The 22,924-nt window shown below is 43.5% G+C and carries 14 protein-coding genes and 1 other RNA gene; 11 read left to right on the plus strand and 4 right to left on the minus strand.

From position 1 onward, the window contains the following. Both WHS63_RS11825 and WHS63_RS11830 read left to right on the plus strand, forming a co-directional pair. A partial coding sequence (locus WHS63_RS11825) for a T9SS type A sorting domain-containing protein (RefSeq protein ID WP_445205283.1) occupies window positions 1-4,902 on the plus strand: 4,902 nt, incomplete at its 5' end. 165 nt (window positions 4,903-5,067) lie between these two features. Further along, window positions 5,068-8,301 carry an FAD-dependent oxidoreductase gene (locus WHS63_RS11830; protein ID WP_445205284.1) on the plus strand — a complete coding sequence of 1,078 codons (3,234 nt, stop codon included), beginning with the start codon at window positions 5,068-5,070 and terminating at the stop codon, window positions 8,299-8,301. Window positions 8,302-8,362: 61 nt separating this feature from the next. Here the strand turns inward: WHS63_RS11830 and WHS63_RS11835 are convergent, their stop codons facing one another. Next, window positions 8,363-9,034 carry a hypothetical protein gene (locus tag WHS63_RS11835; protein WP_445205285.1) on the minus strand — a complete coding sequence of 224 codons (672 nt, stop codon included), beginning with the start codon at window positions 9,032-9,034 and terminating at the stop codon, window positions 8,363-8,365. 203 nt (window positions 9,035-9,237) lie between these two features. Between WHS63_RS11835 and WHS63_RS11840 the strand changes: the two genes are divergently transcribed. Next, window positions 9,238-10,584 (plus strand): DNA/RNA non-specific endonuclease, encoded by a 1,347-nt coding sequence (locus WHS63_RS11840; RefSeq protein WP_445205286.1) that lies wholly within the window; start codon window positions 9,238-9,240, stop codon window positions 10,582-10,584. 71 nt (window positions 10,585-10,655) lie between these two features. Here the strand turns inward: WHS63_RS11840 and WHS63_RS11845 are convergent, their stop codons facing one another. The 3 genes from WHS63_RS11845 to WHS63_RS11855 all read right to left on the minus strand — a co-directional run bounded on the left by WHS63_RS11845 (window position 10,656) and on the right by WHS63_RS11855 (window position 13,022). Then, window positions 10,656-11,411: a nitroreductase family protein gene (locus WHS63_RS11845; RefSeq protein ID WP_445205287.1), complete on the minus strand. Its 756-nt coding sequence runs from the start codon at window positions 11,409-11,411 to the stop codon at window positions 10,656-10,658. Between the two features lie 96 nt (window positions 11,412-11,507). Beyond that, window positions 11,508-12,461 (minus strand): glycosyltransferase family 2 protein, encoded by a 954-nt coding sequence (locus WHS63_RS11850; RefSeq protein ID WP_445205288.1) that lies wholly within the window; start codon window positions 12,459-12,461, stop codon window positions 11,508-11,510. Between the two features lie 15 nt (window positions 12,462-12,476). Then, entirely contained in the window at window positions 12,477-13,022 is a 546-nt protein-coding gene (locus WHS63_RS11855) for a DUF4199 domain-containing protein (RefSeq protein ID WP_445205289.1), read from the minus strand. Between the two features lie 97 nt (window positions 13,023-13,119). Here WHS63_RS11855 and ffs point away from each other — a divergent pair. The 8 genes from ffs to tnpA all read left to right on the plus strand — a co-directional run bounded on the left by ffs (window position 13,120) and on the right by tnpA (window position 22,335). Then, an RNA gene (gene ffs / locus WHS63_RS11860) (signal recognition particle sRNA small type) lies at window positions 13,120-13,219 on the plus strand. A 57-nt stretch (window positions 13,220-13,276) separates the two neighbouring features. Next, on the plus strand, window positions 13,277-14,062 hold the full coding sequence (truA, locus tag WHS63_RS11865) for a tRNA pseudouridine(38-40) synthase TruA (protein ID WP_445205290.1): 786 nt from the start codon (window positions 13,277-13,279) through the stop codon (window positions 14,060-14,062). A gap of 91 nt (window positions 14,063-14,153) precedes the next feature. Beyond that, a complete protein-coding gene (gene tgt / locus WHS63_RS11870) occupies window positions 14,154-15,284 on the plus strand; it encodes a tRNA guanosine(34) transglycosylase Tgt (RefSeq protein WP_369490230.1) in 1,131 nt (376 codons plus the stop codon). Between the two features lie 9 nt (window positions 15,285-15,293). Continuing rightward, a complete protein-coding gene (locus WHS63_RS11875) occupies window positions 15,294-16,370 on the plus strand; it encodes an LptF/LptG family permease (RefSeq protein WP_369490231.1) in 1,077 nt (358 codons plus the stop codon). Between the two features lie 174 nt (window positions 16,371-16,544). Then, the gene (locus WHS63_RS11880) at window positions 16,545-18,089 is read left to right on the plus strand and encodes an acyl-CoA carboxylase subunit beta (protein WP_369490232.1); all 1,545 of its coding nucleotides are present in this window, start codon (window positions 16,545-16,547) and stop codon (window positions 18,087-18,089) included. Window positions 18,090-18,130: 41 nt separating this feature from the next. After that, a complete protein-coding gene (locus WHS63_RS11885) occupies window positions 18,131-18,364 on the plus strand; it encodes a biotin/lipoyl-containing protein (RefSeq protein ID WP_369490233.1) in 234 nt (77 codons plus the stop codon). Window positions 18,365-18,787: 423 nt separating this feature from the next. Beyond that, the gene (locus tag WHS63_RS11890) at window positions 18,788-21,871 is read left to right on the plus strand and encodes a type I restriction endonuclease subunit R (protein ID WP_445205291.1); all 3,084 of its coding nucleotides are present in this window, start codon (window positions 18,788-18,790) and stop codon (window positions 21,869-21,871) included. A 2-nt stretch (window positions 21,872-21,873) separates the two neighbouring features. Further along, the gene (gene tnpA / locus WHS63_RS11895) at window positions 21,874-22,335 is read left to right on the plus strand and encodes an IS200/IS605 family transposase (protein ID WP_369490235.1); all 462 of its coding nucleotides are present in this window, start codon (window positions 21,874-21,876) and stop codon (window positions 22,333-22,335) included. Window positions 22,336-22,924 lie beyond the last annotated feature (589 nt).

A 22,924-nucleotide genomic window follows, 5' to 3' on the forward strand; every position in this document is an offset into this window, starting at 1 on the left:
GGGTTAACAAACCATGAAGAGATTAAGGTTAAAGTTCGTAATTATGGTGGTGCTAACATTTCCACACCATTTGAGGTTGGTTACTCACTCGACGGCGGATCGACCTTTACACGCGAAACATTTAATCCCACCCTACCGGTTGATGGGGAAGCAACTCTTACATTTTCGCAGAAAGCCGATTTTAGCACACCCGGCGCTAAAAACATTGTTATAAAAACTTTTCACCCAAACGATGAGGACAATAGCAATGACGCCCTTACACAAAACTTTTACGTTTACCCACAGGTAAACACACCTTACTCCACCTCATTCGAGAATTCTACAGCGTACTGGAACGGACATGGCATAAACAAAAGTATTACTTGGGGAATTCCACAGGGCAACGTGCTCAATGGTGCAGCCAATGGTCAAAAAGCATGGGTAACAAACCTGAAATACACCCATAACAACAATGAAACATCGTACCTTGAAAGCCCTTGCTTTAGCATCAGTTCCCTGAACTACCCCGTTTTCAGTTTTTACTACAAAATGCAAATTGAGGAGGGTGTTGATGGACTAAACCTGGAGTACAGCACCGACGGTGGACGTAACTGGACCCTACTCAATGCCCATCCGGGCTACAGCCTAAACTGGTACGATACCCCTGCAGTTACTGCCTTAAATTCAGCAGGATGGAGCAAAAATACCTCAGACTATGCAAAAGCAGCAACACTGCTTCCTTCCGATGCAATCGCTACTGGCAACATAAAGTTCCGATTTGTTTTCAAATCGAACGAGGCCAATAACTACGAGGGAGTTGCCATTGACATGGTAGAAATTTATGAGTTGCCATACGATATTGGTTTTACCGCGCTTCACTCCCCAACCGATGCCTGTGAAATAGGTCAGAGTAACCTTACCATTACGCTCAAAAACTTTGGCTACAAGCCTCTACCGGAAAACCTTAAAATCCCTTACGTTGTAGATATCGATGGACAGGAACTAGCCGATACCATAACCATTTCCTCGGTTCTGAACCAGAATCAATCATCAAACTTCACATCCTCATTTAACTTCAGCTTTGGTACTGCCAAAATCTATGAGCTGCAGGCATTTAATAAGTTCCAGAACGAACTCAACCGCAGTAACGACACTCTTAAAACCACCCTAGAGGTTTACGGTATGCCCGGGTATACACTAGGTCCCGATATTGGAACACTTCAAGTTGATACAGTGGTGTTAGATGCTGGTAATGGTTTTAGCACCTACCAGTGGAAAACAAAGATACCCGCAAGTTCTCCGGTTTGGTCAACCGGTAAATCAACCCAAACCTATAGCGTTGGTGAGGTACAGTTTGGACTATACGCGGTTGAAGTGCAGAATTCGCGTGGATGTACTGCACGCGATACCATTGAAATTATACAGTCCGATAAGGATTTAAGCGTTATAAGCATCAATAATATTGGTGACGACTGTTTCCACCCCTTACCAATTAACCCAAGTGTTACAATTAAGCACAATGGGAATAGACCATTCAATGGTAGCCAAAGCGTTACAGTAGGCTTTAGCGTTAATAAACAAGAGGTTCTTTCTGAAACGTTTACCCCATCGAATGGATGGACAACCAACGATACTTATAATTTCACCTTTACCGGAACTATAGATATAAGCAACAAGGGGAACTACACCCTTGCAGCTTACACAAAATTTCAGGACGATATCAACAAAACAAACGATACAACTAAACTTAGCGTATCAACCTTTGGGTTGCCTGACCTTACACTCAACCCAGCCGACACTCTTACCACATCGAGTGTCGATACCGTTATCCTAACTGCTACAGCTGGCTATTCAACCTATACCTGGCAACGTAAATTTGTAGGCTCAACCTCGTGGGAAACACTAAGTAACACAACCTACCAGTTGCCCCTACATGGCCTAACCTACAATACACGCTCAGCAACTTACCGTGTTTTAGTGAACAGCACTCAAGATTGCGGAATGGCTAGCGACTCAGTGTTTATTAACACCCGCGACTTAGGGGTATACAGCATAGAGCACCCCAGCGATACAACATGTTTCTCACCCGATGGGTTTAAGGTGAAGGCGGTTATTCAAAATTACGGCCAGGATGTTTACCCTGCCGGAACCACCATAAACACAGTGGTTACCACCGAGCTGGGACAGCAACAGCAAAGCTTCACCTTGACCTCAGAGCTAACACCCGGCGATAGAACAACAATTGAGATGAGCGAATTCACCATTCTGCCTGCCGGCGAACATACCATAACGGTTTCAACAGCTGTAAGTGGCGACCTTAACCCCAACAACGATTCTAAATCGATTGCAGTAAAACTAGTACCTGCACCAAGTGTTGAAATAAGCCCCGATACTTTGCGCCAATACTTTACGCCAACCTCAGTTTACACAATTACACCTACATACTCAGCCGATTGCGATAATTACCTGTGGAACGACAACTCAACAGAACCCAACTACACCATTTACGGATTCCCTTCATTCCCAAAATACTTCGTTGTAGCTCAAAATTCATTCGGATGTAAAGCCTCGGATACCCTTTGGGTAGTTAGCAACGATATTGCGCTGCTGCAAATCCTATCGCCTAAGAATAGCTGTGAACTAAACGGTAGCTACGATATTAAATTCCGAATCCAAAATCTGGGACCTGTTATTAGCGCAGGAACCCGATATAATGTTAAGGTTTGGTTGAACGGAAACCTTGCGATTACTGAAACTGTTACCCTACAAGCTGATTTATCCTACCAAAATGTTAGGGATATTACATTGGTGGCAAAAGCTAATATCACTCACCATGCAGAAATAAGGATTGAAATTATGCCAGAGGATGGAACCGAGGAAATATCGTATGCCAACAATAGTGCTACTCTTTACGTAACCTCAACCGGATATCCTACAATTAATTTAGGTCCGGATAGAGATGTTTACGCCTTTACCGATACCATTAAGGCTGGAAACGGTTTCGATCAGTACCTCTGGACAACCGGCTCAACCGACTCAATAATCGTTGTAAACCAAACAGGTACCTATGGCGTAACCGTTTCCGACTACTACGGGTGCACCGCTTACGATGAGATTAATATCACATTCCATCTGGAGGATATTAAAATCAACTCATTGCTATTGCCCCAATCCGGATGCAATATGAGCAATGCCGAAACTGTTCGGGTATCCACACAGAACTGTGGAAACACAACAATACGTTCAGGCACGCAGCTAGTGGTTGGATTTAAACAGAACGAAACCGTTAAAACCGAAACCGTAACGCTGAACCAGGACTTAGTTCCAGCATCAACCCGAGAAATTACCCTAACCAACACCATGGATTTTAGCGTTCGCAAAACTCATTCAGTTTGGGTTTGGGTAAAGCTTGCATCCGATATGGTTTCAAGCAACGACACAATCTATCAGGAAATAACAGCCTACCCAGACCTGCTTGTAAACCTTGGCCCCGACGAAACTGCCTGCCAGGGTTCAACCGTTACCATTGATGCCGGAACGTACCCCGGAGCTAGCTACTTGTGGAGTACCGGACAAAACACGCAAAGCATAATTGTTACCAGCTCTGGGAATTACTCAGTCACCGTTACCGATGCTAATGGCTGTACTGCTACCGATTCAAAAACGGTTAGTTTCTCTGCTTTACCCGATGTAACCCTCAATAACTTTGCCCCCGTGTGTGCCAATCAGCCAGAGGTTACCCTTATCGGAGGTTCACCTGCCAATGGAACATGGAGCGGAACTGCTGTTACAGGCAATATCTTTAAGCCAACCGAGGCGGGTGCCGGAGTCCATCAAATTACTTACACCTACACCGACCCAAATGGCTGCACAAATAGCGCAACAAAACCCATTACGGTTAATCCTACACCTGTTGTCAACTTAGGGGCTGACAGAACCATTACCACACCTATAACCCTTGACCCGGGTGTATTCCCCTCGTACCTATGGCACGATGGTTCAACCAATCGCACCTATTACGTTGACAGAACAGGCACATTTGGAGTGACTGTTACCGATAACAATGGCTGCCAAGGCTACGATGAGGTTTATATCATTTACAATGAGATATTTGATGTTCAGGTTACCGCCTTGAATCAACCCACATCGCACTGCTACGATGAGCAGCCCGACAACGTAAGCGTAACACTCACAAATAAAGGCGGAAAAACCATAAACACAAATGAATCCATTGCCTTATCAATGAATGTAGCGGGCCAAAATGTATCCGAAAATATCACCTTTGATACTCCATTTAAACCCAACGATACAAAGCAGCATAATTTCACCCAAAAGGTAAGCCTTAACAAAGGGCAAAATACATTTACTTTTATTTCAAGGCTAAACAGCATTAACGGAACACAAACTACATACAATGTAGATGTTTACGACCTACCAACCCTTAACCTTGGTGATGGGAAGGACACTCTTAAGGTGTCGTTGCCCTATGAGCTAACCTCAGGCGTTGGGGGTGTAACCTACTCATGGAGTACTGGTGCAACCAGCCCAACCATTACAATTACGGCCGGTTCATGGGGGAAATACTGGTTAAAGGTGACTGACTCCCACGGATGTACGGCAAGCGATACCATTATTATCTGGTGGCCTGTTGGTGTTACTACCAATACCATCGATGCTAAAATTTCAGTTTTTCCAAATCCTGCCAATAGCTGGTTTACCCTGAAAATTGAATCCCCTGAGCCAATGTCCTACAACATTGAATTGATTGCATCCCTGGGGCAAACCATATGGCACATGAAAACCGAATCGGAAATACTTTGGGAAAGGGCGATAAACTCTTCAAACTTGCCCAATGGCATATACCTGCTTAGAATTTCCAACCGGATGGGTAGTAAAACAATCAAAATCAATATTTCCCATTAAATAAACGCCTAAGAATAATCTTCAAATTTTGATATCAAAAAAATAGCAATCATTAGGTTGCTATTTTTTATTCCCTGACATTAGTCATTGTATTACACACGCTTGGAAAATACTTTCGCAAAAATTTCCAAAACAATCCAAGTAACAATAAAAGCATTTTAAGCCATGCATAAAATAGATAAACACCCAATCCTTGAGGTACCTCAGCGCGAAACCGTTACATTCATGTTTAATGGTAATGAGGTTAAAGGGGAAAAAGGATTCACCATTGCCGCAGCGCTACACCAGGCTGGTTTTCCGGTTCACAGCCATAGTATCGAAAACCGTGAACGAAGCCTCGAATGCGGAATTGGCAAGTGCGGCGCTTGTGAGATGCTTGTCGATGGACAAATTAAGCGTATATGTATTACACCGGTCGATGGGGTAAAGGAAGTTAAGGAAATTCCTCACGAGTATACCCCCGATGTAAAACCAGCAAACAAACAGGAAAGTACAAAGGTTTACAAAACCACTGTTACAATTATTGGTGCAGGCCCGGCAGGTCTTGCAGCCCGTGAAATACTCCTTGAACATGGTGTTGAGAACATAGTAATTGACAACAACTCAACCATTGGTGGTCAGTTCAACATGCAAACCCACCAGTTCTTCTTCTTTGAACGGGAAAAGAAGTTTGGCGGCATGCGAGGGTTTGAAATTGCAAGTACACTTGCAGGCGCAAACCACGAAGGTATTTTCCTGAACAGTACCGTTTGGGATATACTTGAAAACAAACGTATTGCCATTAAAAACATTAAAACCGAGGAGATTTACTACGTTGAATCCGATTACCTGGTAATTGCTACGGGAGCCGTTCCGTTTATGCCAACCTTTGAGAACGATGACCTGCCAGGTGTTTACACCGCTGCAGTGGTGCAGAAAATGATGAACCAGGAATTTACGCTACTGGGCAAGAACGTGCTCACTGTTGGAGCCGGTAACATTGGCTACCTCACCAGCTACCAGCTAATGCAGGCAGGTGCCCGCGTAAAAGCCATTATTGAAGCTATGCCCCGCGAGGGTGGGTTCCCTGTTCAGGCAAATAGGGTTAGACGATTGGGAATTCCTATTATGTTAGGCAAAATATTAGTTAAGGCGATTCCCAACGAGAACCATACTGGAATTATTGGGGCCGTTATTGCCGATGCCAAGGACTTTAAACCCATTCCGGGTACTGAGCAAATTATTGAGGGTATCGATGCCATAAATATATGCACCGGCTTAGTTCCGGACGATCAACTCCTTATTAAAGGGAACGAAGTGTTCGGGCGTAATTGCTACGGAGCCGGCGATGCCATTCGCATTGGCGAAGGAACCAGTGCTGTATTAAGAGGAAAGCAAGTGGCTTACGAAATCTTGCAGGATGCTGGCATACGTTGCAGCTACGACACATACCTTAACATCAGCAAGGAGTACATCGATAGCCAGCAGCATCCGGTACGGATAATTGAAGAGCCCTTCCGCCCCTCGGAAGAACGACGCAACCGCAAACCCTTTGTTCAAATCGATTGCCTTTATGGCTTTGCCTGCAACCCCTGTACCTTTGCATGTCCGCATGGAGCAATAACCAAGAACTCAACCAGCACAGTACCCCATATCGACTTTGAAAAATGCGTGGGTTGTATGGACTGCGTTTACCAATGTCCGGGCTTAGCCATTTTCGGATACAGCTACGCCAAGGATTGGCTTTTCCTCCCTATTGAGTATGAAGCCCAGGAGGGCGCTGAGGTTTACCTCGTTGATAATAACGGTAATATCCTTGGCGATGGGGTTATTGAGAAAATTCTCCGAAAACCCAATAAAACCAATGTGGCAAGGGTTAAATCATTGAACCTGCATGGCGATGATATGCTTGCAGCTCGCGGTTTTATTGTAAAATCGAACTACCCTGAGCCTATCCAAATAAAACCATACGAGTATAAACCACAAGAAAAAATTTATGTGTGCCACTGCGACGATGTAAGTCTCGATGAGATACTTGAAACTATAGGCGACCGCAAGTTTATTTCGGCCGATGAAATTAAGCACACCACACGACTGGGCATGGGGGCATGCCGCGGTAAACGCTGTATTAAGCGTCTGAAAACTACCCTTGCCCCAATGGGCATTCAAATAGTTGGCGATGCCACTCCCCGTGGTCCACTTAGCAACCAGGTAGCCATGGGCGAACTTTACCCAAAAGATGTTCCTGAAACTTATATTACAGGAATCAACGGCAAAAAAGCAAGGATCGAAAAGGTATCGGCGCTCATAGCTGGCGGTGGAATTGGCGGTAGCGCGCTGTTCCGTTACATGTCCGAAGCCGGACTACGGCCCGTTATGCTAAATTACGGTCGTGGGGCAAGCTGGCGCAATATTGCCGGTGGTCGCACGGCCTTCTCGCTACCAGAGATTGCCGACATTGCCCGTCAAAACCACGAAATTTTCAAGGAACTCCATAAGGTTTCGGATATCGACTATCGCCCCATCAACTATGTAACTTTTGCTCACGACGATAACATGCTAAAGGCACTGGAGGCATCAATGGCTTGGAGCGATGCATACATGGTTCAGCCTTCCGATTTCCGCAAGGAAATATCACCCTTCATGAACGATAAACTAAGCACCTACAAAGCAGCACTCATAACCCGTGGGTGTTGGCAAGCCACACCGGGTAAGGTTGTCGATCTACTCCGTAAAATAGGCATTGAGCATGGTGGTACGGTTAAGGAGGATACCGAACTGCTTAGCGTTCACCGCAACGGAAACGGATTTGTCGCCCTAGTGCGGGATCACAATAAAGAGTACATAGAGTATCATGCCGATAACTTTGTGAATGCCCTTGGCCCCGAGGGCGAAAAGTTTAGCCGTCAGCTGGGAATATTCACAGGCATTTACCCGGTTAAGCATCAGGCTTTCATTACCCGTCGTTTGCCATGGCTGGGCATAAACGGTAATCCGCTTGGAATGCTTATCGATAGGAGGAACTACAAAGGCTTTGTGGCCGTTTACGGGCAGCAACTTGCTGAAACAGGACAAATAATTGGCTGTGCTTCTCCGGCAGTTGACCCACGCGAAGCCGATAAAAACCTCAAGATTAACTCGCAGGACTTCCTTGAGATTGCCTCGGAGATATTCTCAAATTGGATACCGCAACTTAGTTCCGTTGGCTTCCAAGCCGTTTGGGCAGGTTACTATGTGGAACCCCGCATGTTTATCGACACCAAGCACGGTCTGTTCACTGGCTTACGAGGACAGGGCTTTATGCTGGGTATGGGATTGGCCAAGATGTACGTTGATGAGTTAATGGGTCGTCAGGTACCCGAGTACTTCAAACGCTTAAGCCTTGAAGGCGATGGCTTACCCGAAAAGGCATTCAAGTAGAAACCAGTAAAAATCGATATGTTTGGGACTCCCCGTTTGGCTTATGCCAACGGGGATTTTTTTAAGGAGTTGATGGTTGAATTGTTTCAATCACAATCTCCTGTTTCACCCAACGCTTCAGGTTTCGATCCCATAAGTACTTTTCGCCCATGGAGTCTTCAACAGTCCTCTGTGGGTATTGGTAGGTTATTTTCCAGGCAGGCTCATTATCGGGTTCAAAGTGGATCACGGTATCGTACCAGTACATGCTGGCACCCGGATTGAAATGCTCATTTACCCTCTCCAACGATCCATCGGAACGGAAATGAAGAGTGTTTGACACATTGTAACTCAGGTTGATGTTTTCAAGCGTTATAACCACACCACCCTTCAGGCTGTAAACCTCAATTAGCTGCTTACTATCCACCCAAGGATACACCTTAACAGAAATGCCTCCTCCTGCAAAGTGGTATAACAATGTGTCGTCAATTTGAGGTTTTTCCTTTTGCTTAACCCGTAAAGTATCCTTTTTGATTATTTTTGGAGGGGCGGGCTTAACCCTGACAATCGCTTTAGTAATTGTATCGTTAGGCGGGAAAACCTTCTTTTTCCCTAGCGAATCCCTATAGTTCAATTCATTCCGCAATTTGGCTATTTCGCTCGATAAGCTATCAATTGAGCGGGACAACCTCTCGGTATCGCTCTGCCTTGTGCATCCAACCAATACCAAAAACGCAAGTACAATAAATCTCATGGCACCAATTTCTTTCAATAAAACAAACCATGTGCCAAATACGGATTTCATCGGGGCTTTGACAGCCAAATGCGCCTGGTGATAAAATGTTAATAAAATGGTAACACGCACCTTGCCAATCATTAACATATCTGCCTTACATTTATTGCACCAACCCCAAAAAACCGAAAGCCATGAAACAAAAAGTCCAAATCTTAAAGTTTATGACGGCAACGTTTCTACTAGCCATTGTATTAGGATTTTCAGCATGTGAAAAGGATATTCCCGTTAATCCAAAGGACAAAACATTGAATTTGGAAACCGCCATGCCACAGGACACCTTTGACATGGCAACAGGATATTTACTGGAGAACTTTGAAACCGGAACAAAAACAGCTTATGCCGGAGCAACAGTAACACTATCGACCGGTAATTGGTACCTGAACGATGCCCTAATTGGCACATCAACCAGCGATAGGAAAAATGGCACCAAATCGGTACGAATTGTCAACACGGGTAAGGTTACCATGCAGTTCGATAAGGCCAATGGTGCAGCAACTGTTGAGGTTTACCATGCCAAGTATGGCAGCGATGGAAATAGTACATGGGAATTATGGGTGTCAACCAACAGCGGAAGCACATGGAGCAAAGTGGGTTCAACGGTAACCACCTCATCAACCACGCTTACCAAGGCAACCTTTACGGTTAACCTTTCAGGCAATGTTCGGTTTGAGATCAGAAAGGTTTCCGGAGGGTCGTATCGGATTAATATTGATGACTTAAAGGTTTACGATTACTCAACCTCACCTACCCGCGACGATAATATGGCGTTGGGTAACCCATCGGGGGCTGTGGCAAGTACTGCATATCCCAACAACTACCTGATGGTTAAACCCCAGTATGTGCTATCGTACAACAACAGCAAGCTCACCTGCAACTGGGTTTCGTGGCATTTGAGTAGTGCATGGATTGGCTCTGCCCCAAGGCAGGACGACTTTAGGGCCGACAACACACTACCCTCAAACTGGGTTTGGGTTGGTGGAACCGACTACAGCGGTTCAGGGTTTGACCGCGGCCACATGTGCCCCAGCGCCGACAGAACAGGTTCAATTACCGATAACTCGGCCACTTTCCTAATGACCAACATGGTCCCCCAAGCGCCCAACAACAACCAGATAACCTGGGCTAACCTTGAGAATTACTGCAGAACTCTAGTTGATGCAGGCAACGAGCTATATATCATTTCTGGTCCATGGGGGCAGGGCGGAACCGGTTCAGCAGGGTATAAAACCACCATATCCACCAAGAACATTACCGTTCCTGCATACGTTTGGAAAGTAATTGTAGTCCTACCTGTTGGCTCAAATGATATATCGCGAATCACCACCTCAACACGAGTAATAGCGGTTTGGATGCCCAATACCCAAACCGTTAACAGCCAACCCTGGGGCTACTACCGAACCACGGTTGATTACATTGAAAGCCAAACCGGCTATAATTTTCTATCGAACGTATCAACATCAATCCAGAGTGTAATTGAATCAAAGGTTGATAGCGGACCAACAAACTAATCCTAAAAAATCACCATAAAAAAAAGGGTCGCAAAAGCTTGCGGCCCTTTTGTCTTCTATCCTTTAACTTTCTACTCTGTTCTATCGTTATTCATAAACCCCTGCATTTCCAAAACCCTTAGTAAATTCTTTGAGAATACCACATTGTCCTTCAGGGTGTAACGCTTATCGGTAAAAATTTGAGCTAGTGTTTCCTTTTGGTTCTCCTCCAGCAAACGCTTGGTTAGCGGTAACGACTCCTTATGCTGGTAAATTTGATCGATATCACCCTCAGAGTAATCCTGATAAACATCGTAGTGCACAACACCTGCAAGCGGCAACCTATCGGTTAAGTCGGGGTGCTCATCGGGATAACCCATTACCACTGTTGTTACAGGCACAACACCTTTAGGTAATTTCAGCACCTCAATAATCTTATCGGCAGTATAGGTTGTAGTTCCAAGGTAACATATTCCAAGACCCTTCTCCTCGGCGGCAATACATACGTTTTGGGCTACTAAAAGGGCATCAATTGCAGCGGTAAAGAACGAAAAAAAGTTATCGTACCCCGGGTTGGCCTTACGCTGTAAGCACCACTTGTTAAAGCGGTTAAAATCGGCACAAAAGGTGAGCACCACTGGTGCCTGCACTACCATCTGCTGGTTAAAATGCAATGGTAAAAGCTTACGCTTCACCTCCTCATCGCGTGTAACAATTATGCTGTACACCTGCATATTACCAGTGGTAGATGCACGAGTTCCTGCGGTAAGGATTTCCTGAAGTAGCGAATCGTCAATAGGGTCGCTCTTGTACTTTCGAATTGAACGATGCGATAGCAATGCTTTCATCTCATTCTTGATTTATCAACTTACAAATAAAATAAAATAGCACTACGGGAGTGCTATTTTGAAGTATGTTATTGAACAACTTTTTAAAAGTAATGATTATCCTATCTCCTTCTCAATAAGGTAATGGTTTCTGTCGGCAGAGCTGCGCGACACCAGTTCACCAATAAAACCTGCCGTAAAGAGTTGGACACCAATTATGGCAACCACAAGAGCTATGTAAAATAGTGGTTGATCGGTAACAGGCCTGTACTTTAAATGATGAAACTGTGCCCAAAGCTTACTACCTACCAACCATACGGCAATAGCACCACCGGTAATAAACATAAGGGTTCCAAGGGTTCCAAAGAAGTGCATAGGCTTTTTACCAAAGCGCGATACAAACATCACCGATAGGAGGTCAAGAAATCCATTGATAAACCTTGTCCACCCAAATTTTGTGGTGCCGTACTTGCGCTCCCTGTGCTGAACAACCTTTTCGCCAATTCGCTTAAATCCGGCCTGACGGGCAATTACAGGAATATACCTATGCATTTCGCCATAAACCTCAATGCTCTTAACCACATTGCGGCGGTAGGCCTTAAGGCCACAGTTCATATCGTGCAGCTTTATACCACTTACCATACGCACGGTGGCATTGTAAAGTTTACTGGGGATCCGCTTGGTAAGCAACGGATCGAACCGCTTCTTCTTCCAACCCGAAACAAGGTCGTAGCCTTGTTCCTTGACCATCCTGTAAAGCTCAGGAATTTCATCGGGGCTATCCTGCAGGTCGGCGTCCATGGTAAACACCACATCGCCTTGAGCGGCTGTAAAGCCAACCTGCAGGGCAGCCGATTTACCGTAGTTCCTCAGAAACTTAATTCCCCTCAGGGATGGAAACTTGAGCCTCAGGCTCTCAATTACCGCCCAGCTGTTATCGTTACTACCATCGTCAACCATAATTACCTCGTAGGTAAAATGGTTCTGGGTCATAACCTGGGCAATCCATTCCATTAACTCGGGGAGCGACTCCTCCTCGTTGTACAGAGGAACTACGACAGAAATATCCATATTGATGTTTGGTTACTATTCAATAACTTCACCGCCACCAGCAAAAGGCGATTTTTCCTTCTTCAGAAAGATAGAAGTGATCAGTGAGAATATGAATCCCATCACAACCATTCCGAGTAACGATGAAATAGTCATAATTAGTGGAGTCATAAACTTTTTCTGCATCTCTACGGCCATTTCAATTTGCTCATCGGGCATACCCCTCTTTACAAGTTCCTCCTCAGCAATGGCTAACATCTTACTTACAAAGTCGGGGTCAATAAGGGTAATTTGAATATAAGTAAATACAGCCACAATCACTCCCGCAAAAAGTGTAATCAAAACACCAAAGCCCAAGGCATTACCATAGGTAATTGCACCCTCTAACACCTCATCGCGATACTTTTTAGTACCCCATACGATAATACCAATTATTATGGCATAGTTTATAATGCTTACCCAAAAAGGCGGTTTTACAATACCTGCCAAGTAAGTAATCAGGCTTAGAATTATGAGTGCAACACCCATTATTAAACCGTAATTCATTGAATGCTTAAGCATAGGGTTTCCTTGTTTTTCCATTTTTGTATTAGGTTTAGTTTCATTGCAAATATATGAATTTTGCTAAAAAAAGCTAGTAGGTTCAACAGGTATTGTAAAGTTTAGCTATCTTTGCAGCGGGTAAGTCTTATACGACCAGCTCCTGCTGAACCCCCCCAGGACCGGAAGGTAGCAAGGGTAAGCGGTTGTAGCGGTGCGATATAAGTAGCTTACCCACTTTTTTTTATAGCTCATTTTAAGCGTAACTTTGTAAAAATTTCAAAGAAAAAACGCAAATGCCTCGATTTAAGTTAACCATAGAGTACGACGGTTCAAGGTACCGCGGGTGGCAATTCCAGCGCGAAGCCGCCACAGTAATGGGCAAGCTAATGGATGCCATCAAGGAGGTTTACAAGGTAAGCAGCTATGAGCTTTACGGAGCAGGACGTACCGATGCCGGCGTGCACGCGCTGGGGCAGGTTGCCCACCTCGATATCGACTCGGCAATGCCACCCTACGTTGCCATGGAAAGGATGAATGAGGTTCTTCCTGCATCAATCAATATCCTTGATATGGCAAAGGTTTCACCTCGCTTCCACGCACGCTACGATGCCAAGCACCGCAGCTACGTGTACCACATATCGCGCAGGCGAACAGCCTTTGGCAAGGACTACTGCTGGTGGGTTAAGGAACCGCTTAACGTTGAGGCAATGGCAGCCGTAACCCATCACTTTACCGGGATGAAGGACTACAAATCGTTTGGTGCACCCGAAAAGGAAGGAGAATCGACCCTTGTAAAAATTGACCACCTAAAAATATTTGAGGTTGACGATTCAATCCTCATACACATCGTGGGGTCACACTTCCTTTGGAAGCAGGTACGCCGAATGGTGGGCACACTGGTTCAGGTTGGTCTGGGCAAATTATCGGAGGCCGATATCGACTCGTTCTTCAGTGAGTACTCAACCCTTCCGGCAAAGTTTACCGCTCCCCCATCGGGGTTGTACCTGGAACACGTTTACTATGCCGGCGAAAGCATAAACCAGGAGCCAACCTGGTTAATAAACATTGGCAAGCATTAATTTAAAACCGGAGTATTTACCGTTAACAAATCAAAATAAACCCTTAACCTGTTAGTATTTAGGTTATATTTGTGCGGATTTTTACAAGCAGATGGATTTCAAGTTACTCAAAACCGATTCACAAACCTCGGCGCGTGCAGGTATCATAACAACCGATCACGGTCAAATTGAAACCCCAATATTCATGCCTGTTGGCACGGTGGGGAGCGTAAAGGGTGTTTCGCACAGGGAGTTGGAGAACGACATTAACGCCCAAATCATTCTGGGCAATACATACCATCTTTACCTACGTCCGGGACTCGATGTACTAAAGCAAGCCGGCGGGTTACATGAATTCTCGAGCTGGAATAGACCCATTCTTACCGATAGTGGCGGATATCAGGTATTTTCCCTTGCCGACATGCGAAAGCTAACAGCGCAGGGCGCTTCGTTCCGCTCGCATATCGATGGCTCGCCCCACCTGTTCACCCCAGAGAATGTGATGGACATTCAGCGCATTATTGGGGCCGATATTGTAATGGCATTCGATGAATGCCCACCGGGCGATGCCGATTACGAGTATGCCCGCAAGTCGCTCGATCTTACCGAGAAATGGCTTGAACGCTGCGTGCATCGGTTCGATACCACCGAGCCGCTTTACGGCCATAGCCAAACGCTATTCCCTATTGTTCAGGGTTGCGTTTACCCCGACCTCCGTAAGCGTGCTGCCGAAAACGTTCAAAAGTACAACCGCGATGGCTACGCCATTGGTGGGCTATCGGTTGGTGAACCTGCCGAGGTGATGTACCAAATGGTTGAAGTGGTGAACGGCATACTGCCCAAGAGTAAACCCCGCTACCTGATGGGTGTAGGTACACCTGAGAACATCCTGGAATCCATTGCCCTAGGCATTGACATGTTCGATTGCGTAATGCCCACCCGTAACGGACGTAACGGCATGCTTTTCACCTCTGAGGGAATTATAAACATCCGAAACAAAAAGTGGCAGGCCGATTTCACACCTATCGATCCTTTTGGCCCAACTTTTGTTGATAGTAGATACACAAAGGCTTACCTCCGCCACCTTTTTATTGCGGGCGAAATGCTAGGCCCACAAATCGCCAGCATTCACAACCTAGGGTTTTACTTATGGTTAGTGGGGGAAGCACGAAAACATATTGTTGAGGGCGATTTCCTGCAATGGAAAAACGCTATGGTTAAAAAAGTGTCGAAACGTCTATAAAACACCTCTATGAAGTTACTGGACTGGTATATAATCCGAAAGTTTATTGGCACATACTTCTATGCCATAATACTAATAGTTGGCATTGCAGTAATATTTGACCTTGCCGAGAAAATTGACGACTTTCTGGAGAAGGATGCCCCAATGTACGATATCATTTTCAGGTATTACCTCAACTTTATACCCTACTTTGCCAACCTGTTCAGCTCCCTTTTCGTATTCATTGCCGTTATTTTCTTCACTTCAAAAATGGCCTATAATACTGAGATTATTGCCATCCTGAGCAGCGGTGTTAGCTTTAAGCGTATGTTATACCCCTACTTTATCTCCGCAACAATAATTGCCATTTTCTCATTTGTGCTCAATAGCTTTATAATTCCACCCGCCAATGCTGTAAGGTTAGACTTTGAGAACAAGTACATCAAACGACCCTATGTTAATACCGACAGGAACATACACCGACAGGTGCGTCCGGGAATGTTTGTTTTCATGCGCTCATTCAACACTTACAACAACACCGCCTACAACCTTTCCATTGAAAAATTTGATGGGAATAAGCTGGTATCGAAACTCATAGCCGATAATGCACAGTGGGATTCCACCAAGGAGAAATGGACTATAAACCGCTACTACATCCGTAATTATACTGACAGTGGCGAAGAAATTATCAAAGGCGATAAAATTGATAGCACATTCTACCTCACCCCATCCGACTTCAACCAGAGGTTGAAGATCATTGAAACCATGAACCTATTTCAGCTAAACGATTTTATAGCGGAACAAAAGCTCCAGGGCGCCGATACCATTGAATACCTGCTAATTGAAAAGCACGGGCGATTTGCCTACCCCTTTTCGGTGTTCATTCTTACCCTGATAGGTGTATCGCTTTCATCGCGAAAGGTACGCGGTGGCATTGGCCTGCATATTGGACTGGGGCTGGCACTTAGCTTCTCGTACATCCTGTTCATGCGATTTTCAACCATGTTTGCCGTTGGCGGACATCTGCCACCAGCCATCTCGGTATGGGTTCCCAACTTCCTGTTTGCAATCATTGCAGTGGGTCTTTACAGGATGGCTCCCAAGTAAACATTAAACAGGTGTTTACTGGTGTAGTATTTTGATATTTAGGCTAATACATTATAGCGGGTCGAAAAAACGGCCCGTTTCTTTTATATTTGCACCCAATTTCGTAACCTTGCACAAAACTTTACCACGATGCATGGTAATGGTGGCAAAAATTACTAACCAACAAAAACAGCTATGCCTTTAAAAAACAAAATTGAAGAGCTAAAAAAACGCAAAGAGGAGGTTCTGCAGGGTGGTGGCGAACAGGCCGTTGCCAAGCAGGTTGCTATGGGTAAGCTCACTGCCCGTGAGCGTATTATTGCCCTCCTCGACGAGGACTCGTTCAACGAGTACGACATGTTCGTGGAGCACGATGCCCGCGACTTTGGGATGGATGGTAAGGTTCTACATGGCGATGGTGTTATTATTGGTACCGGAACCATTTTTGGTGCTCCTGTGGCTATTTACGCTCAGGACTTTACCGTTGCCGGTGGTTCACTGGGTTCAATGCACGCCCGTAAGATTACCAAAATCATGGATTACGCACTCCGCATGCGTATCCCCCTAATCGGTATCAACGACTCAGGTGGTGCCCGTATTCAGGAAGGGGTTAACTCGCTTGCCGGTTACGGCGAAATATTCTGGCGAAATACCCTCTCAAGCGGTATTATTCCGCAAATATCAGTAATCCTTGGCCCTTGCGCCGGTGGTGCAGTTTACTCCCCTGCCCTAACCGACTTTGTGTTTGTGGTCGATAAAATCTCAAAGATGTTCATCACTGGCCCCGAGGTTATCAAATCGGTTCTGGGCGAGGAAATCTCCCAGGAAGACCTTGGTGGCGCAAAGGTTCATGCCCAAATTACTGGCAACGCACATTTCTACGCTGAGAGCGAGTACGAGTGCTTTGAGCAGATTAAAAAGCTTATCACCTACATTCCCTGGAACAATACCCGCAAGGCTCGCAGGTTTGAGCCCAAAGAACCAAAGGTAAACTTCAATATCGAGGATATTGTACCAGGCGATCCAAAGGAGCCCTACGATGTACGTGATGTTATCCGTGCCATTGCCGACGATTCCGATTTCTTCGAAATCCAGGAGAAGTGGGCTGCCAATATTGTTATTGGCTTTGGCCGACTGAATGGCGAAACCGTTGGCTTTGTGGCTAACCAGCCACTGGTTATGGCCGGTGTACTCGACGTTGACAGCTCCGACAAGGCTGCACGCTTTGTTCGTTACTGCGACGCATTCAACATTCCGCTGGTTACCCTGGTTGACCTACCCGGTTACCTACCCGGTATCGATCAGGAACATGCAGGCGTTATACGCCACGGAGCCAAGCTGCTTTACGCTTACAGCGAAGCAACCGTACCCAAAATGACAGTAATTCTGCGTAAAGCCTATGGTGGAGGCTATATAGCCATGAGTTCCCGCCACCTACGTGCCGATTTTGTATTTGCATGGCCAAGCGCTGAGATTGCCGTTATGGGCCCCGAGGGTGCCGCCAACATCATCTTCCGCAAGGAGATTTCCGAAGCACCCGATCCGGAAGCTATGCGTCGCCAAAAAGTTGAAGAGTACAAGGAAAAGTTTGCTAACCCATACGTAGCCGCAGCCAAAGGCTATATCGATACCGTGATTGAACCGGCCGAAACCCGTAAGCTGCTGCTGCACGCCCTTGAGGTTTCCAGCACTAAGGTTGCCGACCGCCCCTTCAAGAAACATGGTATTCCTCCATTTTAGTCAACCCAACAATCCTTTTGTAAACTAAAAAACTTGTAGCTATGATACATCCAAAACTCGACGATAAGAACGTTACGGCCTTTATACCCGGAACCATTATTGATGTAAAGGTTAAAAAGGGTCAGGAGGTTAAGCAAGGCGATGTGCTGGTGATACTTGACGCCATGAAGATGCACAACCGCCTGATAGCCCCCTCGGCCGGGAAAGTGAAAGAGGTTAAGGTAAAACCCGGCGACAGGGTTAGCAAAGGCGCCCTGCTGGTAAGCATTGAGTAAAAAACCGATTCTAAGCATAAAAAACCTCCGCAATGCGGAGGTTTTTTGTTACGGAAAGGGCGTTATTCAAAAACCGTTATGCATTTTACGCAAGGCGATATAAACTATAAAAACAAAGTGGCTGGTTAATGAATTTAATTTTTTACTACTTTAGTTACATGAAACAGGGCTAGTTCCAATCATAGCTATACACATAATCATAGGTGTATTAGTATAATTCTTTAGGATATGAACTAATAAACTGTAAACAAAAAAATAGAAGTGAACAAATAACGAAACGACAATGATAAAAATTTTCCCACACATATGACGCATTTGATTTCTACAAGCACTAAAGCAAGCCTATAGCTAAACCAAAAGAACCTTTTTTACTAATTCACTCAAAAAACCGTATTTTGTACTATTAAATTATTAAGAGATAAAATGACCTTTAATGAAGATTCAAGAGTAAAAATTCCTGCTATCGTGCATTTGACACGATTGGGATTTACTTATGTTCCAAAGTCTGGCATTACAAATCTTCATGCAGACACAAATATATTCAAAGACCTGTTTAAACAAGGACTTTCAAAGATTAACCGGACCGAATATTCGGACAGTGAAATTGACTCTTTCATTTCTGAACTCAGTATTAAACTGGATAATTCTGACCTTGGAAGGGCGTTTTACAAAAGCTTGCTGGGTGACTTTGCTTGCAAACTGATTGACTTAGAGAATTTCGACAACAATCTTTTTCATGTTGTAACCGAACTGACTTACAAAAATGACGAAGAAGAATTCAGGCCTGACATTACTTTGCTCATTAATGGAATACCTTTGGCTTTCATTGAAGTAAAGAAACCGAATAACCGAGAAGGAATTTTAGCAGAACGAAGCCGAATCAATACCCGATTCAAAAATCCGAAATTCAAAAAGTTCATGAACATTACTCAATTGTTGGTTTTCTCCAACAATCAGGAGTATGATGAGGAAAACATCACACCCATTCAGGGAGCATTTTACGCAACACCCGACCCTGAACAGGTAAATTTCAACTGTTTCAGAGAAGAAGACAATTCATTAATTCATAATGTTCCGCAAGAGGACAGCGAAATAGAGAAACAAATACTGCTCGACAATAACATTGTTTCCATTCTTGGAACTAAGGAGTATGAAACGGCAAAAGGTCCAAACTCTCCTACTAACCGTATCTTAACATCACTATTCAGCAGACAACGTTTAAAAATATTGCTTCGTTATGGCTTTGCTTATGTGAACACCGTTAACAATGGAATAACAAAGATTGAAAAGCACATCATGCGGTATCCGCAGTTGTTTGCAACTTTAGCTATTGAGAAAAAATTAATAGCAGGAGTAAAAAAAGGAATCATATGGCATACACAAGGAAGCGGCAAAACAGCTTTGGCATACTATAATGTAAATTACCTGAAAGACTATTATCAAAAGCAAAATGTAATAGCCAAGTTCTATTTTGTGGTCGACCGTTTGGACTTAGCCACACAAGCCAAAAACGAATTTGAAGCAAGGGGATTGAAAGTCGATATGGTTAGTTCCAAAGAGGACTTCATAAAAAACATTAAAACTGCAGGAGCAACCTCAGGAAACACAGGTGCACAAACCATAACCGTTGTAAACATTCATAAGTTTTCTGCTGAATCCATCTCAAAAGTTTCTGATTACGATTTGAACATTCAACGAATTTATTTTTTAGATGAAGTTCACCGAAGTTATAATCCACAGGGTTCTTTTCTTTCAAACCTAATTGCTTCCGATCGTAATGCTGTTTTAATAGGTTTAACTGGTACTCCTATCATTTCCAAAGAATATAAAAGCAAGGATATTTTTGGGGATTATATTCATAAATACTTTTACAATCAATCCATTGCGGATGGCTATACGCTGAAACTTATAAGGGAAGCCATTGAAACCAAATTCAAAGCTGAAATCAATCAGGTGTATGATGAAATTGTGAAGCAAGGCGAGTTCACCAAAAGCCAAATTTTTGCTCATCCCAAATTTGTTGAGCCATTGGTTGATTACATCATTACTGACTTCAAAAAAAGCAGAGTGTTGCACAACGACCAAAGTATTGGGGGAATGATTGTTTGCGACACTTCTGACCAGGCGAAAATGATTTTTGCTGAAATTCAGAAATACAATGAACGTCTGGGAGCCCAACAGAAAGTATACCATGAACCACAAACTGATTACTACATCGCAGCTGAATCGGGAGTGGGCTATCTAACACCTGAGTTGGCTCCAATTTCAATTGCTTTAATACTGCATGATATAGACACCAAAGAAATCCGCAAGGAACATCAAACCGATTTCAAACAAGGAAAAATTGATTTGTTGGTGGTTTACAATATGCTACTTACCGGTTTTGATGCCAAACGACTGAAAAAATTGTATCTGACCCGCGTTGTGAAAGAACACAATCTTTTACAGACACTAACAAGGGTAAACCGACCTTATAAGAATTTTAAATACGGCTATGTGGTTGACTTTGCCGACATTCGCAAAGAATTTGATAAAACCAACAAGGAGTATTTCAAAGAATTACAGGAAGAATTGGGCGATGAAACTAAGAACTACTCCAACCTTTTCAAATCTGCCGAAGAAATAGACAAGGAAATTCAGGAAATCAAAGAAAAGCTATTTCTTTATGACTTTTCTAATATAGAAGAATTTCAAAAAATTGTAAGCCAGATAACTGACAAAAAGGAAATTATCGAACTGAAAAAGTGTTTGGAGAACTTAAAAAGCTTATACAACATCATCAAAATAATGGGTTACACTGAACTGTTAGACAAATTCTCATTTGACAGGGTGAACAAGTTGTATAATGAAGTGGCAAACCGTATTGATATCCTTAACCTGAAAGAGAATTTAGAAAACGCAGCGGACAATACAAATCTTTTGAATTTAGCACTTGAAAACATGCAGTTTACATTCAGGAAAATTGCTACGCATGAATTGCAAATTGCCGATAAATTCAGAAGCGAACTGGAAAGAACAAGAAAAGAGTTAGAGAGAAATTTTGATAAAAAAGACCCGAAATTTATATCTCTTTTTGAAGAGCTAAAAAGGCTTTTCAAGAAAAAGAACATTGAAGAATTAACATCTGAGGAGATGGATGAGGCTATCAATGATTTGAAAAAGATTTACGAACAAGCCAATGCGCTTAACAATAAAGATGCAATGCTGGCCGCCAAATATGAGAACGACATCAAATTTGCCCGCATTCACAAACGCATCAAGGAACAAAACATGAATGTACTGAACAGCGATTTAGCATTACATGAAACTTTGATTTTCATTAAACATGAAACCGACAAAACAGTAGTAAACAATCAGGCAATACTTAACAACCCAGATTATTTTGCCGAAATTACTAAACGTACCATTCTGGAAACATTGGAAAATAAAGGCATCCGTGACCTGAATGTAGTTCGATTTTTCAACAACGCTGTAGTAAACGAATATTTCTATCAAAGAGCCATATAAATATGCCAGGAACATTTTCTCAGATATATATTCAAATTATTTTTGCAGTTAAAGGCAGAGGAAGCTTAATTTATTCTGATTGGGAAGAAAGATTGTATCAATACATTACTGGAATTGTAAGGGGAAAAGAACAGAAAATGATTGCTATTAATGGAATGCCAGACCATATTCATATTTTTATTGGTATGAAACCATCTTGTTGCCTATCAGATTTAGTGAGAGAGATTAAAAAGGCATCAAACGAGTTTATAAATGAAAATAAACTCTCCAATTTCAGATTTAGTTGGCAGGAAGGATACGGTGCATTTTCATATAGCCATTCGCAAATTGATAATGTTGTTAAATATATAATGAATCAGAAACAACATCATCGAAAAGTGAGTTTCCGAGAAGAATATGTTGATTTTTTGAAAAAATTTGAAATTGAACATGATGATAAATTTTTATTTGAATGGGTTAAATAATGTGATACCGAAGGTATCAAAGATTTATAGAAAATATATCATTCATCCATCTACGACCCCTGCGGGGTCGCACCATTTCGCATATCAAATTTTCTATAAACCAGAAACCCCTTCGGGATTAGATGATGATGTAGCCCTAATGTCGAAAACATCAAAGGTCTATAGCATTAACGATAACCAAACATCTACGACCCCTGCGGGGTCGCACCATTTCGCATATCAAATTTTCTATAAACCAGAAACCCCTTCGGGATTAGATGATTATGTAGCCCCAATGCCGAAGGCATTAATGGTCTATAACTTTAGCGACAATCGATTACCTACGATCCCTGCGGGGTCGTATTGCAAACCATATTGCATTACCTATAAACCTGAAATCTCTTCGGGATTAGATGACGATGTAGCCCTAATGCCGAAGGCATTAAAGGTCTATAACTTCAGCGACAATCGATTACCTACGACCCCTGCGGGGTCGCACAATAAACCCTATTGCAACACCTATCAACCTGCAATCTCTTTGGGAATAATAAAATAAATTATTCTATGACTAAACACCTTGAATACACTCAAAAAACAAAAGATCTAATAG

Origin of the sequence: Tenuifilum sp., assembly GCF_037481895.1 — a bacterium.
GTDB classification, from domain to species: domain Bacteria; phylum Bacteroidota; class Bacteroidia; order Bacteroidales; family Tenuifilaceae; genus Tenuifilum; species Tenuifilum osseticum.

What these genes read in the sequence shown, in the direction of transcription:
- WHS63_RS11845 (WP_445205287.1), bottom strand. Translation starts at nt 11,411, where the DNA reads ATGAAAGCATTGCTATCGCATCGTTCAATTCGAAAGTACAAGAGCGAC.
- WHS63_RS11875 (WP_369490231.1), top strand. Translation starts at nt 15,294, where the DNA reads ATGAAGTTACTGGACTGGTATATAATCCGAAAGTTTATTGGCACATAC.
- truA (WP_445205290.1), top strand. Translation starts at nt 13,277, where the DNA reads ATGCCTCGATTTAAGTTAACCATAGAGTACGACGGTTCAAGGTACCGC.
- tgt (WP_369490230.1), top strand. Translation starts at nt 14,154, where the DNA reads ATGGATTTCAAGTTACTCAAAACCGATTCACAAACCTCGGCGCGTGCA.
- tnpA (WP_369490235.1), top strand. Translation starts at nt 21,874, where the DNA reads ATGCCAGGAACATTTTCTCAGATATATATTCAAATTATTTTTGCAGTT.
- WHS63_RS11835 (WP_445205285.1), bottom strand. Translation starts at nt 9,034, where the DNA reads ATGAGATTTATTGTACTTGCGTTTTTGGTATTGGTTGGATGCACAAGG.
- WHS63_RS11890 (WP_445205291.1), top strand. Translation starts at nt 18,788, where the DNA reads ATGACCTTTAATGAAGATTCAAGAGTAAAAATTCCTGCTATCGTGCAT.
- WHS63_RS11850 (WP_445205288.1), bottom strand. Translation starts at nt 12,461, where the DNA reads ATGGATATTTCTGTCGTAGTTCCTCTGTACAACGAGGAGGAGTCGCTC.
- WHS63_RS11840 (WP_445205286.1), top strand. Translation starts at nt 9,238, where the DNA reads ATGACGGCAACGTTTCTACTAGCCATTGTATTAGGATTTTCAGCATGT.
- WHS63_RS11885 (WP_369490233.1), top strand. Translation starts at nt 18,131, where the DNA reads ATGATACATCCAAAACTCGACGATAAGAACGTTACGGCCTTTATACCC.
- WHS63_RS11855 (WP_445205289.1), bottom strand. Translation starts at nt 13,022, where the DNA reads ATGGAAAAACAAGGAAACCCTATGCTTAAGCATTCAATGAATTACGGT.
- WHS63_RS11830 (WP_445205284.1), top strand. Translation starts at nt 5,068, where the DNA reads ATGCATAAAATAGATAAACACCCAATCCTTGAGGTACCTCAGCGCGAA.
- WHS63_RS11880 (WP_369490232.1), top strand. Translation starts at nt 16,545, where the DNA reads ATGCCTTTAAAAAACAAAATTGAAGAGCTAAAAAAACGCAAAGAGGAG.